15 protein-coding genes are annotated in these 12665 nt (G+C 35.9%); 1 reads left to right on the forward strand and 14 read right to left on the reverse strand.

The window, feature by feature from the left end; genetic code table 11:
- Nucleotides 1-47: 47 nt before the first annotated feature.
- The 14 genes from IV86_RS03320 to IV86_RS03385 form a co-directional block, all read right to left on the reverse strand.
- A complete protein-coding gene (locus tag IV86_RS03320) occupies nucleotides 48-323 on the reverse strand; it encodes an HU family DNA-binding protein (RefSeq protein ID WP_002833204.1) in 276 nt (91 codons plus the stop codon).
- A gap of 171 nt (nucleotides 324-494) precedes the next feature.
- A complete protein-coding gene (der, locus tag IV86_RS03325) occupies nucleotides 495-1802 on the reverse strand; it encodes a ribosome biogenesis GTPase Der (RefSeq protein WP_056979357.1) in 1308 nt (435 codons plus the stop codon).
- Between the two features lie 139 nt (nucleotides 1803-1941).
- On the reverse strand, nucleotides 1942-3150 hold the full coding sequence (gene rpsA / locus IV86_RS03330) for a 30S ribosomal protein S1 (RefSeq protein ID WP_002833206.1): 1209 nt from the start codon (nucleotides 3148-3150) through the stop codon (nucleotides 1942-1944).
- 75 nt (nucleotides 3151-3225) lie between these two features.
- Complete coding sequence (gene cmk / locus IV86_RS03335; RefSeq protein WP_002833207.1) at nucleotides 3226-3906, reverse strand: (d)CMP kinase; 681 nt, start codon at nucleotides 3904-3906, stop codon at nucleotides 3226-3228.
- Nucleotides 3907-3921: 15 nt separating this feature from the next.
- Nucleotides 3922-4599 (reverse strand): LysM peptidoglycan-binding domain-containing protein, encoded by a 678-nt coding sequence (locus IV86_RS03340; protein ID WP_002833208.1) that lies wholly within the window; start codon nucleotides 4597-4599, stop codon nucleotides 3922-3924.
- Between the two features lie 72 nt (nucleotides 4600-4671).
- A complete protein-coding gene (locus IV86_RS03345) occupies nucleotides 4672-6096 on the reverse strand; it encodes a RecQ family ATP-dependent DNA helicase (RefSeq protein WP_002833209.1) in 1425 nt (474 codons plus the stop codon).
- Nucleotides 6083-7111, reverse strand: a complete 1029-nt coding sequence (locus IV86_RS03350) for a helix-turn-helix domain-containing protein (RefSeq protein WP_029258032.1) — start codon at nucleotides 7109-7111, stop codon at nucleotides 6083-6085. Before IV86_RS03350 ends, IV86_RS03345 begins: the two co-directional genes overlap by 14 nt.
- Nucleotides 7108-7833 carry a pseudouridine synthase gene (locus tag IV86_RS03355; RefSeq protein WP_002833211.1) on the reverse strand — a complete coding sequence of 242 codons (726 nt, stop codon included), beginning with the start codon at nucleotides 7831-7833 and terminating at the stop codon, nucleotides 7108-7110. Before IV86_RS03355 ends, IV86_RS03350 begins: the two co-directional genes overlap by 4 nt.
- Nucleotides 7834-8424 (reverse strand): SMC-Scp complex subunit ScpB, encoded by a 591-nt coding sequence (scpB, locus tag IV86_RS03360; protein ID WP_002833212.1) that lies wholly within the window; start codon nucleotides 8422-8424, stop codon nucleotides 7834-7836.
- Entirely contained in the window at nucleotides 8424-9152 is a 729-nt protein-coding gene (locus tag IV86_RS03365) for a segregation and condensation protein A (protein ID WP_056979358.1), read from the reverse strand. The genes scpB and IV86_RS03365 overlap by 1 nt, the downstream gene beginning before the upstream one ends.
- On the reverse strand, nucleotides 9142-9501 hold the full coding sequence (locus tag IV86_RS03370) for a hypothetical protein (RefSeq protein WP_056979359.1): 360 nt from the start codon (nucleotides 9499-9501) through the stop codon (nucleotides 9142-9144). Before IV86_RS03370 ends, IV86_RS03365 begins: the two co-directional genes overlap by 11 nt.
- Nucleotides 9502-9516: 15 nt before the next feature.
- A complete protein-coding gene (xerD, locus tag IV86_RS03375; protein WP_002833215.1) occupies nucleotides 9517-10404 on the reverse strand; it encodes a site-specific tyrosine recombinase XerD in 888 nt (295 codons plus the stop codon).
- A gap of 2 nt (nucleotides 10405-10406) precedes the next feature.
- Nucleotides 10407-11273: a CvfB family protein gene (locus IV86_RS03380; RefSeq protein WP_002833216.1), complete on the reverse strand. Its 867-nt coding sequence runs from the start codon at nucleotides 11271-11273 to the stop codon at nucleotides 10407-10409.
- A 17-nt stretch (nucleotides 11274-11290) separates the two neighbouring features.
- Nucleotides 11291-11749 carry a DUF441 domain-containing protein gene (locus IV86_RS03385; RefSeq protein ID WP_011673484.1) on the reverse strand — a complete coding sequence of 153 codons (459 nt, stop codon included), beginning with the start codon at nucleotides 11747-11749 and terminating at the stop codon, nucleotides 11291-11293.
- 458 nt (nucleotides 11750-12207) lie between these two features.
- Here IV86_RS03385 and IV86_RS03390 point away from each other — a divergent pair, with 458 nt between their 5' ends.
- Nucleotides 12208-12573 (forward strand): DUF805 domain-containing protein, encoded by a 366-nt coding sequence (locus IV86_RS03390; protein ID WP_002833218.1) that lies wholly within the window; start codon nucleotides 12208-12210, stop codon nucleotides 12571-12573.
- Nucleotides 12574-12665 lie beyond the last annotated feature (92 nt).

The following is a 12665-nucleotide window of genomic DNA, read 5'->3' on the forward strand; positions in this document are numbered from 1 at the left end:
AAAAGCCAGCATAACAGAGCTATGCTGACTAAAGTTCAGAAAACCGCTTATTTAACAGCGTCCTTCAAAGCCTTACCAGGCTTGAATGCAGGAACTTTACTTGCTGCGATTTCGATTTCTTTACCAGTTTGTGGGTTACGGCCCTTACGAGCTGCACGATTACGTACTTCGAAAGTACCAAAACCGATTAATTGAACTTTTTCACCCTTCTTCAAGTCATCTTGAATTGAGCTAAATACAGCGTCTACTGCTGCGGTTGCATCCTTTTTAGTTAAACCTGTTACTTTAGCAACGTTATCAACTAATTCTGCTTTGTTTGCCATGTATTTCACCTCCTGAAAATTATTTATCAAAACGAAATGTTTTGTCATTTCTGAAAGGATCAAAAATGTTGAAACAATACTCTGATATTATTTCAACTTGAAATATATCATACAAACACCGACGTGACAAGCTTTTTCATATTTTAGAGCGTTCTTATAATACAATCTTAGCTATTTACGTCTACGTTCTATCAAATAAACGGGTGTTCCCTCAAAGTCAAACGCTTCACGGATTTTATTCTCTAAGAAGCGTTCGTATGAGAAATGCATCAAATCAGGATCATTTACAAAAACAACAAAGGTAGGTGGTTCAGTGCTAACCTGCGTGCCGTAATAAACCCTCAAACGTTTTCCATTATCACTTGGAGTTGGATTAACGGCAATTGCATCCATTAACACGTCATTCAAGGAAGAAGACTGGATACGACGACGATGGTTGGTATCTACTCGCTTAATTAATTCTGGAAGCTGTGAGAGCCGTTGTTTAGTAACTGCTGATACAAAAATGATTGGAGCGTAACTTAAGTAAGCAAATTCTGAACGGATAGCCTGTTCAAAGTTAGATAAGCTATGGTTATCTTTCTTAAGGGTATCCCATTTATTAACCACGATTATGATACCGCGGCCAGCTTCATGCGCATATCCAGCAATACGCTTATCTTGCTCTCTGATGCCTTCTTCAGCGTTCAGCACGACTAAAACAACATTACTATTGTCGATGGCTTTCATAGCACGCATCACACTGTAGCGTTCGGTATTTTCATATACCTTACCTTTTTTACGCATCCCAGCGGTATCTACCATCACATATTCGTCTTCATTATTAGTGAAACGCGTATCAATTGCATCACGTGTTGTCCCAGCAATATCCGAGACAATCACCCGTTGCTCACCTAAAATGGCGTTAACTAATGATGATTTACCAACATTAGGGCGACCAATCAAACTAAAGCGAATGGCGTCGTCCTCTTCTTCATTTTTATCTTCTGGGAATTTAGAAATTACTTCATCAAGTAAATCTCCAAGCCCTAATCCGTGACTTCCTGAAAGTGGAAACGGTTCTCCGAAACCTAAGCTGTAAAAGTCATAAATATCTTGTCTTAATTCGGGATTATCTACTTTATTGACGGCCAAAATGACGGGTTTATCAGCTTTATAGAGAATTTTAGCAACAGCTTCATCAGCATCACTAACTCCCTCACGTACACTCACAAGAAATACAATAACATCTGCTTCATCAATAGCTAATTCAGCTTGATCCTTAATTTCTTCTAGGAATGGTTCATCACCAATCTGGATACCACCAGTATCGATCAAATTAAATTTATGTCCTAACCATTCACTATGAGTATAAATACGATCTCGTGTTACACCTGGAGTATCTTCAACAATTGAAATACGTTCTCCAGCAATTCTATTAAAAATAGTTGATTTACCGACATTTGGTCGGCCAACTATTGCTACGGTTGGGTTACTCATATTGAATTAGCCCCCTTTCCTTACAAATTAAAAAGGTCTTGGACAGACTATCATTCTCCGCCAAGGCCTCTCTAACTGAGTCGATAGGTATAATCTAGCATGGGAAAAATGTTAAATTATTAATCCTAACACTTATAATTTATTTTTCTGAATCGTCTAAGCTCTTACCAATAATGTCTCCAAGAGTGAATCCAGTTGCTTCTTCAGGCATATCTTTACTAAAGTCTGCTGCAGGAGCTTCCGTTTTCTTTTCGTTCTTTGGAGCTTCTTCTAAAGCTTTAATTGACAAAGCAAGACGGTGTTCTGCTGGATGTACTTCAAGAACTTTAACCTTAATGTCTTGTCCTTCTTTAAGAACGTCAGCAGGAGTTGCAATGTGCTTGTGAGAGATTTGTGAAATATGAACTAAACCTTCTACGCCAGGGAATACTTCAACGAATGCTCCGAAATCTGTTAGACGTTTTACTTTACCGTCTAATACAGCACCTTCTGGAGCATTTTCTTCGATATTGTCCCAAGGTCCTGGTTGTGTTTGTTTGATTGAAAGTGAAACACGTTCTTTTTCTGCATCAACAGAAAGAACTTTAACTTGCACTTCTTCACCGGCTTTAAGCACGTCAGAAGGTTTGTCAACACGTTGGTATGAAATTTCAGAAATATGAACAAGTCCATCAATTCCACCAAGGTCAACAAATGCACCAAAGTTTGTTAAACGAGCTACTTTACCAGTTACAACATCGCCTTCTTTAATTGAGGCAAGTACTTCACCGCGTTTAGCTTCACGTTCAGCGTTTAATACAGCTTTGTGTGAAAGGATTAAACGGTTGTCTTCTGGCTTAACTTCAATAATCTTAACTTTAAGAGTTTGACCCTTGTAAGCATTCAAATCATCAACAAAACGATTTTCGATCATTGAAGCTGGAATAAATCCACGTACACCAGCATCTACAACCAAACCACCTTTAACAACTTGTGTTACAGGGACATCAAGTTCTTCATTATTAGCAGCTTTTTCTTCAATTTCTTTCCATACTTTACGAGCTAACAAACGTTTACGTGAAAGAAGGTAACTTCCACCTTCCTTGTCATCACCGATCCTTGAGATAACAACAAGTTCTAGTTCATCACCAATTTTTACTTCATCACTAATATTATCGATATGTTGAGTTGATAGCTCACGTAAAGGAACAACACCCTCTACACCAGCACCTTGAATACCTACGATCACTTGACGATCGTCATCAATATCCAATACTTCACCGGTAACTACATCACCAACTTTTACTTCTTCAACGCTATTAATTGCGTTGAGTAAATCACTGTTTTGATTAACATCATTTTCGGCCATCCGAATAAATCCCCCTTTTACAGCACTTATACATATATAATATCGAAAAACTGCTCCAATTGCTAGTAATTGTTGCTACTTTCTCTTGGATGCATTTTCTACAATACGTAATATTTCATTTACAACGTCTTGAATTGACATTGAAGTTGTATCAACCTCGATTGCATCACTGGCTTTTGTCAATGGTGAAATCTTTCTAGTTGAGTCTTTATGGTCTCTAATTTCAATTTCTTTTTTAAGTTGCTCTAAATCAGTTTCCATACCCTTAGCTATGTTTTCTTTATAACGACGTTCGGCACGTTCTTGGACACTGGCAATTAAGAAGATTTTAACTTCTGCATTTGGTAAAACAGCTGAACCAATATCGCGCCCATCCATTACAATGCCACCATTCTTAGCAAGATCACGCTGCCAGTTAGTTAAAACTTCTCGAACTGCTTTTTGAGCAGCGATGGTTGACACAGAGTTCGTAACGTTGGCTTGGCGAATATCTTCCGTAACTTCATTCCCATCCAGAAAGACCTTTTGAACTGGCTCACCTGGTTCGAAGCGAATATCCGTATCATTAAGCATTTCACTAATTTTTGTTTCATCGTTAAGGTCAATACCATTTTGAATGGCCTTAAGGGTTACCACTCGATACATTGCTCCCGTATCACAATAAACATATTGCAAATCCTTTGCAACAATTTTTGCAACTGTACTTTTTCCAGCTGATGCCGGACCATCAATTGCAATTTGATATTTATTATTCATGAATACACTAATAACCTACCTTACTCTAAGTTGTTGTCCTGGTTCAATATCTGAACTACTTGTTAAACCATTTAATTCCATTAATTTTTGAACCGAGATACCATTGTTAACAGCAACCCGATACATACCTTGCCCAGATTGAACAGTTGCATAAGATGCGTTGCCATCGGTACTAGAGCTACTTGTGGCATCACTTTGTTCTACGCTTGAACTCTCACTGGTTACCTCAGAAGAGGCTTCACTAGTCGAATTTGCATCTTCACTAGCTGCTGCAGCTTTAGATTCTGATTCAGACTTAACTTTAGCCTTGGACTCTGATTCAGCTTTAGCGATAGACGAAGATTTGTCATCCTCTTCTTTAGAAGCCTTTGATTTACTTGATTTCTTTTTATCACTACTAGATTTAGCTACCTGTGTAGTTGTTGTATTCGCCGTCTTCTGTTGAAAATCTTGTTTTTGTGTCATGTAATAAGCTAGCGACGCGATAGCTAAAATAACAATCACCCAAATTAATGATCCAGCAAAATTCTTAGATTTCTTTTTATTTTTATGGAATTCTCCCCGTCCTCCAGTAGTGGCAGACTCCTCGGCGCCTGCCTGTTGATCAGCGCTTGGTTCTTCACTACTTGGTTTTTGATCTGAATTCTCCGGTGTTTGCTCATCCTTTAAGTTCTCATCATTTTTCTCGTTCATGTTTATCCTCCTACTACATACCAATAAATTGTATTTTACAATAATTCAATTTGAATGACCACGAAAATTACGCTATATTCCTGCAAAAATTTTATTTAATCTCGATTTCCAAGGTTCAACTTGCATTTTTTTAATTGTTAAATTAGCTTCTAACTTTAATTTTTCGAAAGTATTGATTGAACCACAACATAAATCATGGTGTTTTTTGAAGCCCTCATCAAAATATTGTAGCAAATATTGACGGTGACAATCCTCCGTTTGAATGAGTTTTAACATTCTTAAGATTTGCTGTTCATTTTGCAATTGTTGTCTTTTAAATAGCTCTGTTAATTCTTGAGGAGTTAACCCATTTTCTTGATAATATTTAATTAATTCTTTCTGCTCTTCATCTATACCACTGCGTTCAAGATTTTCAGTAAGGATTGCTTCAGAAGGAATTTCAATATCATTTAAAATTGAAGGAATTACCTCGTCGCCAGCCGCATACAACATAATAGCAACACTCTGTTGTCCATCGCGACCAGCACGGCCGATCTCTTGGACATAACTTTCAATGTCTCCGGGCAAATGATAGTGAATTACATACCTGATATTAGCTTTATCAATACCCATTCCAAACGCACTGGTAGCACAAATCACATTGACTTGATCTTGTTGAAACTGTTTTTGAACTTGAAAACGGTCATAGTCTGTCATCCCTGCATGATATGGAGCCGAAGTAAGAGTAAGATTATTATTAATCATTTCGCTAACTTGGCTAGCAACTTTGCGACTTGAAAAGTAGATTATTCCTGCCCCTGGTAACTCATCAAGTAAATCTAAAAGTTTTTCACCTTTGTCACTTCTACTTTCGACTTCTAAAAAATCAAGATAGATATTGGAGCGATCGACAGAACTAATATATTCTTCAACCTCACCTTTTTTCAAATTAAGATACCTAACGATTTCTTCACGGGTTGTTTTTCCAGCTGTGGCCGTTAACATCAATGTTAGGGGGTTGTTTAATTGCGTTCGTATCCGACCAATTTTTAAGTAGTCTGGACGAAACGACTTCCCCCATTGAACGATACAATGAGCTTCATCAACTACAAATAAGTCGATCTCTATTCGTTGCATAGCTGCTTGAACATCAGGTCGCTGCAATCCCTCAGGTGATATAAAAATAAATTTATATCTTTCTAAATTGTTAAGGATTTGCTTTTGCTCCATAAAATCTATTTGAGAAGTTATTTCTGCTATACGACGTTCCCCACTTAATCTTAACCGGTTGATTTGGTCCTTGATCAAGGATAATAAAGGCGAAACCACAATAACGGAGCCCTCATTTAAAAAACCATACATTTGATAAATTAAGGTTTTTCCAGCTCCTGTTGGTAAAATCGCCAATGTATGGTGATGGTCAAAAAGTTTATGTAAAATTTCTAACTGACCCGTTTTAAACTCAGTAAAATTAAATTTCTCATGTAAGACTTGATAAATTTTTTTATCTGTTACCATTATTATTCTGTTGTTCCTTAATTTTTCTGATTTGGATTAGCCTAAAATCAAAAAATGTAATATCTGCAATTTGGCTTTGGATACTTCTAAAGTCAACTTCTGTAGGATGCTTCCCAATCTCAAAATTAAATCTAACAAACTTATCAAATGGAAAATTAGAATCCAAAATTGCTGCCATCAAGATGTGTTCCTTCACGGTATTAGTTTTAACATGTTTCAAACGTGCAACTTCGTCCACCGTTTTACCTTGTCGAATTAATTGCCACGTTTGATAAGTGCTATCTGGCATAACATTTTCTTTAATGGTTGAATTTAATAAATCAACAAACGGTGCTGTTTTTGTTAAAACAGCATCACTAATAATCTTGCTAAAAATCAACCTAACTTTAAGTTCCATTTGAAATTTGCTGATTCCAAATGCCTGAGCTAGTTGATCAATAGTCCACCCCGGATCAATATGATTGGGAAGATAACTAAGCAAGATGTCTGCATCGTGCTGTTGTAATTGACTTAAAAGCTCATCTAAACCCTGCGTATATTTTTGAACAAGGTCTGTCGTATGATGGTTTTTTGACTTAAGTCGCTTAAACCAATTCTTTAAGATCACATTAATTCGAAGATTATCACTAACTGGGATATAACGATTGTTTTTAAAACTAAATTCGGAAATTACCTGGTTAGCTAATAGCAACAAATTAATTGCCTCATCGAGCCGAACTTTTTTAATAAAAGGCGTAGGAGTCGTACAACTGAATTGCTTTTGTTGTCCTGCCTCCGTCAAATAAATCAACTCATCCTTTTTGGCTAAAAAACCACCTTCAACAGCTCGGTCAACATTTTCTAGAAAAGAGGTTGTATCAATTGTTTTCCAGAAATTTAGGTACTCCAAAATATCGTATTCTAAGCCCCAAAATAAGGCCGAAACCGTCATTTTACCAACCAATACATTCAAAATTGCCTTCGGACGGCGCCCCTGCTTAAGATCAAAAAAAGCTAAAACATCTTCTGGAATCATTTTTCAATTTGACGTTTTAGACGACTAATTTCATTAACCTTCAAAGCACGCCATTTTCCAGATTGCACTCCATCAATATTTAAAAATGAGTAACTATCACGGCGTAATTTTTGGACTGGGTGACCAACTGCCATAAACATATTTTTAACTTGATGATTACGCCCTTCGTGGATAGTGAGGCTCACAATCGAAGTTTTCTTTTCATCATCCGTGCTAATTAAGTGTGCTTTAGCTTTAGCTGTTTTTTTATGATCAATTACCAATCCATTTTCTAGCTTCTTTAAATCTAAACTATTAACAATTCCTTTAACTTTTGCGGTATATGTTTTTTCAAACTTAAATTTGGGGTGAGTTAAACCATTTGCTAAAGTTCCATCATTGGTCATTAAAACGGCACCTGAAGTATCATAGTCTAGACGACCCACTGGATAAATACGTTCAACTACGTCAGGAAAAAAGTCCATGACCGTTTTACGCTTTTTATCATCACTAACGGATGTAATAACCCCTCGAGGTTTATTTAATAGGAAATAAACCATCTTTTCTCGTTGAAGAGGAACACCATCAACTTCAATCTTATCGTGGGCAGTTACTTTTGTACCTAGCTGTTTAATCACCTTACCATTAACACGTACATGGCCTTCAGTAATTAATTTTTCTGACTTTCGTCTTGAAGCAACTCCTGCTTCAGCCATTACTTTTTGTAATCTTTCTTCTTCCATTTATTTCTCCTTATTATTTAAATTCATTTTTGATTCAAACTCTTGTAAAAATAAATCGCTATCGTCTAATTCTGAATCTTCTCCAACTTTTTCAAGTTTAGGTAAATCTTTAATATCCTCTAAACCAAAATAATCTAAAAACTCATCTGTTGTACCATACGTTTTGGGTCTTCCAGGCTCTTCAAGTCTACCAACCACTTTCACTAGGTTTCTAAGTACTAAGTTCTGTAAAGTCGTGCCACTTTGAACACCGCGAATTTGGTCAATTTCAATCCGTGTTATGGGTTGACGATAAGCCACAATTGACAATATTTCTAATGCTGCAGGCGATAGTCCCGAGCGACTATTTCGATCAAAATATCTTTCTAAAATCGATGCTAACTCAGGTTTAGTAACTAGTTTGTAAGTACCACCAGTTTGGATTAGCTTCAAAGCAGTTTTAGAATTAACTTCGTAATTTTTTTCAAGATTATCTAGCATCGTTAGTATAGCAGGCTTAGCATAACCCGTGAAATTAGATAGTTCTTCAACTGAAATTCCTTCAGCCCCTGCTACAAAAAGTAGGGCTTCTACTTTCTGCTCATTATTCATTAAACTTCACCTAACTTAATTAAAATTGATTGTTTTCTTGCTGGCTGTTCAAGTAAGATTTGATGATTTTTAGCTAGTTCTAAAATTGCCATAAAGGTTGTTACTAATGTTTCTCGGCTAAAATGTCCAATAAATAAATCTTCAAAACAGCATTGCTTTAAATCAAAAATACGTTTTTTGATTTCTGACATTCGTTCTTCAAGAGTGACTTCTTCTGCTTTAACGGTTCTATAAGTGGGTTCTAGGAGCGCTTGGCGCGCTAAAACCTTCTGAAGTGCGAATTGTAAGTCACTTATTTTAACGTCCGGAGCTAAGCGATTAGCTTCATTAGGAGGAATTTCCATTTCTGGGCGTGTAAACGAGGTCTGTCGTTCTTTTTCAAGTGATTTTAGGCCTTCCGAAGCTTCCTTAAACATTTGATAAACTAAAAGTTGATCAACTAAGTCATTACGTGGATCTTCTTCCTCAATCACTTCTTCATCATGTGGTAGTAGTAATTTTCCTTTGATTTCAGTTAATTTTGCAGCCATCACTAGATACTCTCCAGCAATATTTAACACTAATGATTCTTGTGAATGTAAGTATTGTAAATATTGGGCAGTAATTTCTGATATTTTTATATCATAAATACTCATCTGTGATTTTCGTATCAAATGTAATAATAAATCTAGCGGTCCCTCAAATTCAGCTAGCTTAACGTTTGGTAGGGTATAATTTTCAGCTTTCATTTACCTGCCCCATTTCGAATCTTTCAATCATTGCGCTAGTTTTTAACGACCCCATTAAACGCCGGCCTGGATAGATAGAAGTTAATGATCTTAAAATTTCATTTTCGTTGAATACTGTTTCCTCGTTTGCAATAAAAGCCATGCGATCAACTACAAGACACTCTTCTTCTAAGATAATCATTACGATTCCAATATAAGTTCCATCTTTTCGCTCTAAATAAATCTGTCGATTTCCTTTAGTAAACCGCTCTAAGACCAACTGTACTACATCAATTGAATTAAATGCTTGAACAGTCGACAATAATCCCATCGCAATTTGTCTTTTTGAATCCGAATATTTTACTAACATGTTGCTCCTTTATCTTTAGGCTCGTGGATGATATTTGTCATATACATCAACCAACCTTTGCTGCGTAATATGCGTGTAAATTTGAGTCGTTGAAATATCAGCATGACCTAATAGCTCCTGGACAATCCTGAGATCTGCTCCATTCTCTAACAAATGGGTCGCAAAAGAATGACGAAGGGTATGGGGAGTAATATTTTTTTCAATTCCAGCTTTTTTAACCTGAGCTTTAAGATTCTTCCAAATCCCTTGTCTTGTTAATGGATGTCCATGTTGGTTTAAGAAGATTTCATTGTACTTTTTATCACCCAATAAAATTCTACGCGGTCCATTAATATATCGATTAAGCCATTTAATCGCCACGTCACCGATTGGAATGATTCGTTTTTTATTCCCTTTCCCAATCGTTTCAATTAGTCCCATCTCCAGATGGAGTTCGTTTAAATTCAATGTAATTAACTCGCTAACTCGTAATCCTGTTGCATACATAACTTCTAGAATAGTTCGATCCCGCATTCCAAGTGGTTCATTTGTATTTGGAACCTGCAACAGCTTTTCTACTTCCGCTGTCGTTAGTACTGAAGGCAAATGGTGAGCTCTTTTAGGTGGATCAATATTAACCATGGGATCAACATCAATCTTATCCACAATCAATAAGTACTTAAAAAACTTTCTTAAACTTGAAATGGTATGAATTGAAGAACTTCTTGCCCTACCAGTTTTCTTGAGCTCATCTAAATAATCTAAGATTGTATACCGATCAATTTTTTTTATATCTGTAATTTTTTCTTTAGTCAAATAGTCATTCAAGTGACGTAATTCTTGGCGGTAACTAATAATTGTATTATCAGATAAGCCTCGCTCTACTTTAAGAGAATGTAAATAGTCATTGATTAAATCATTCATGACTATTTCTCCTTTAAAACAATCCCATCTTCAGTTTGTTGGATTACACCAGCCTTAAGCAAATGTCCCAATGCCATTTTGAAACGTCCTTTACTAATACCAAAACGTTCTTTAATCGCATCTGGTTTGCTATGATCATTAAATGGTAGCGTTTGGTCTTGGGTATGTTGTAGCATGGCTAAAACCATTGCTGCATCATCACCTAGAGCCTCATAATTCCTAGGTTTTAATGATAAATTTAACGTTCCATCTGGATGAACCCCGATTACCCGTGCATTTAATTGTTCGCCCAAACGTGGTTCTCGATCTCGTTCGGAAGCATGGATAAATCCTAACAAAAAGTTATCAGTCAATACCAAAGAACCAGCCATCTTTAACCGGAAAGCCGTTGCATTAACATTTTTATTAATCATTGTTTTATCTGCTCGAGCAGAAATTGCCTTAAAAACATCATAGTCAGCTGGATGTGCCCACATTCTTTCCTTTTTGTCTACAGACAGACAAACTAAAATACGATCATTAGTATGAGGCCAAATACTTGTTTCTGTTGGTAATTCATCTAACGAAATAACAATATCTTTGTTAGGTAAACCAATGTCAACGAAGACTCCTAAATCTTTACGCGTTTTAACAACCGTTCCCCAACCATATTTGCCAGCAGTTGCTCGTGGCGTCTCACGTGTTATTTGGCGGTCATGATCTGCATTTTCATAAGTAAATCCAGTAAAGAAACTACCCTTCTTCAGTGGTTTTTTAATTTCTTTTTTATCAAGTCGATAGGCATTTCCATCTGACAATTGAACAAAATAATAATCATCATTTTCATCAATAACTTTACCTTTTTCGACTTTTCCTAATAGTGTATCCATATTTATTTCACCCATTTTTATTTAATTTGAATTTGTAAAAGTTGAATAATCAAATACGCAATTCCTGACGCAATGATTGGTCCAGCTGCAATGCCATTCATAAACACTACCCCAATGATAGTTCCCATTACTAAAGCAACTGTCACTTCTGGACTAGCTGATAAGAAGCCTACTCCCTGATACGACAATAGTGAGACCAAGATACCACAAGCTACTGCTATCCAGCCCACCGGTGATTTAAATGAATTAACTAAATCCATAAACCCAATCTTCCCAGTTGCTATTGGAACTAAAATGGTAATTGAAATAATCGTAACCCCCCAGTTTATTCCTTGTTTATTTAATAAAGGAAAAATTTTATCTGAGTACGGTATTAATTTTAAAAATAGTACTACAATACTAGCAATAATTAATGATTGATTTTTGCCTAATAACGCCACAATAAAGATTCCAATCAAAAATAGCCAACTCTCCATTAAATTCCACTCCAATTTCTAGTTTACATAATGTATGTACATTAGTCCATAGAACCGACATCAATATATCAGGGTTCCGTAAGGGCCAACACTACAATTAATTATCTTCCAATTAGTAATTAAAAAACTGACCGTCAAAAACGACGGACAGTCCTTCGCAGAAGCACAATGCTTCTCAATTTTCATTCATTCTACATTCTAACATATTTCTAGAGGTTTCCTCGCTTCTAATTTCTTATTCCCATAGCATTAACCTAATATACCCTTCTTAATCAAACAATAAATCCCAAGTAGGATTATTTCTAAATTCAGCATTATCTTTGCCAATTATATTATTAAACATTCACTTTATTAGACATTTTGACTACCTTTGCTATACTAAAATGTAATAAAAACTACATTATGACTAAATACTGAAGTCTTTAAAAGCTGTTTATTGCATTGGAGGTGACATATTGATGGTTGAATCATATAAAAAATTCTGGCATAATATCACCAATTTTTCAGGTACTGCCAATCGTCCCGACTACTGGTGGCCAGTTATTATCAATTATATTTTAGGTGTAATCATCATCGCAATTATCCAATCTATTACTGGTCATCCTATTGAAGACATCTACAATCTAAGTGATTTGAATATTAATCTAGCTTCTAAAATCATTGCATTCATCGTTTGGCTGGGTATGTGGACGCTTAAAGTAAGACGTTTACATGACACCGATCGAAGTGGCTGGTGGATTTTAATTGAAATCATCCCACTAATCGGTACAATCTGGTTCTTTATTTTAATGATCTTGCCTTCTAAGGAAAATCGTTGGAGTTAAGATCCATAATTGAATTTATAATTTGTTTTAACTAAAAAGGGATACTACTAAAGTAATGAAATATAGTGACCCCCAAAAGTTAGACCAAAAAT

Source organism: Pediococcus pentosaceus (assembly GCF_001437285.1).
GTDB lineage: Bacteria > Bacillota > Bacilli > Lactobacillales > Lactobacillaceae > Pediococcus > Pediococcus pentosaceus.

What these genes read in the sequence shown, in the direction of transcription:
- IV86_RS03320 (WP_002833204.1), bottom strand. Translation starts at nt 323, where the DNA reads ATGGCAAACAAAGCAGAATTAGTTGATAACGTTGCTAAAGTAACAGGT.
- der (WP_056979357.1), bottom strand. Translation starts at nt 1,802, where the DNA reads ATGAGTAACCCAACCGTAGCAATAGTTGGCCGACCAAATGTCGGTAAA.
- rpsA (WP_002833206.1), bottom strand. Translation starts at nt 3,150, where the DNA reads ATGGCCGAAAATGATGTTAATCAAAACAGTGATTTACTCAACGCAATT.
- cmk (WP_002833207.1), bottom strand. Translation starts at nt 3,906, where the DNA reads ATGAATAATAAATATCAAATTGCAATTGATGGTCCGGCATCAGCTGGA.
- IV86_RS03340 (WP_002833208.1), bottom strand. Translation starts at nt 4,599, where the DNA reads ATGAACGAGAAAAATGATGAGAACTTAAAGGATGAGCAAACACCGGAG.
- IV86_RS03345 (WP_002833209.1), bottom strand. Translation starts at nt 6,096, where the DNA reads ATGGTAACAGATAAAAAAATTTATCAAGTCTTACATGAGAAATTTAAT.
- IV86_RS03350 (WP_029258032.1), bottom strand. Translation starts at nt 7,111, where the DNA reads ATGATTCCAGAAGATGTTTTAGCTTTTTTTGATCTTAAGCAGGGGCGC.
- IV86_RS03355 (WP_002833211.1), bottom strand. Translation starts at nt 7,833, where the DNA reads ATGGAAGAAGAAAGATTACAAAAAGTAATGGCTGAAGCAGGAGTTGCT.
- scpB (WP_002833212.1), bottom strand. Translation starts at nt 8,424, where the DNA reads ATGAATAATGAGCAGAAAGTAGAAGCCCTACTTTTTGTAGCAGGGGCT.
- IV86_RS03365 (WP_056979358.1), bottom strand. Translation starts at nt 9,152, where the DNA reads ATGAAAGCTGAAAATTATACCCTACCAAACGTTAAGCTAGCTGAATTT.
- IV86_RS03370 (WP_056979359.1), bottom strand. Translation starts at nt 9,501, where the DNA reads ATGTTAGTAAAATATTCGGATTCAAAAAGACAAATTGCGATGGGATTA.
- xerD (WP_002833215.1), bottom strand. Translation starts at nt 10,404, where the DNA reads ATGAATGATTTAATCAATGACTATTTACATTCTCTTAAAGTAGAGCGA.
- IV86_RS03380 (WP_002833216.1), bottom strand. Translation starts at nt 11,273, where the DNA reads ATGGATACACTATTAGGAAAAGTCGAAAAAGGTAAAGTTATTGATGAA.
- IV86_RS03385 (WP_011673484.1), bottom strand. Translation starts at nt 11,749, where the DNA reads ATGGAGAGTTGGCTATTTTTGATTGGAATCTTTATTGTGGCGTTATTA.
- IV86_RS03390 (WP_002833218.1), top strand. Translation starts at nt 12,208, where the DNA reads ATGGTTGAATCATATAAAAAATTCTGGCATAATATCACCAATTTTTCA.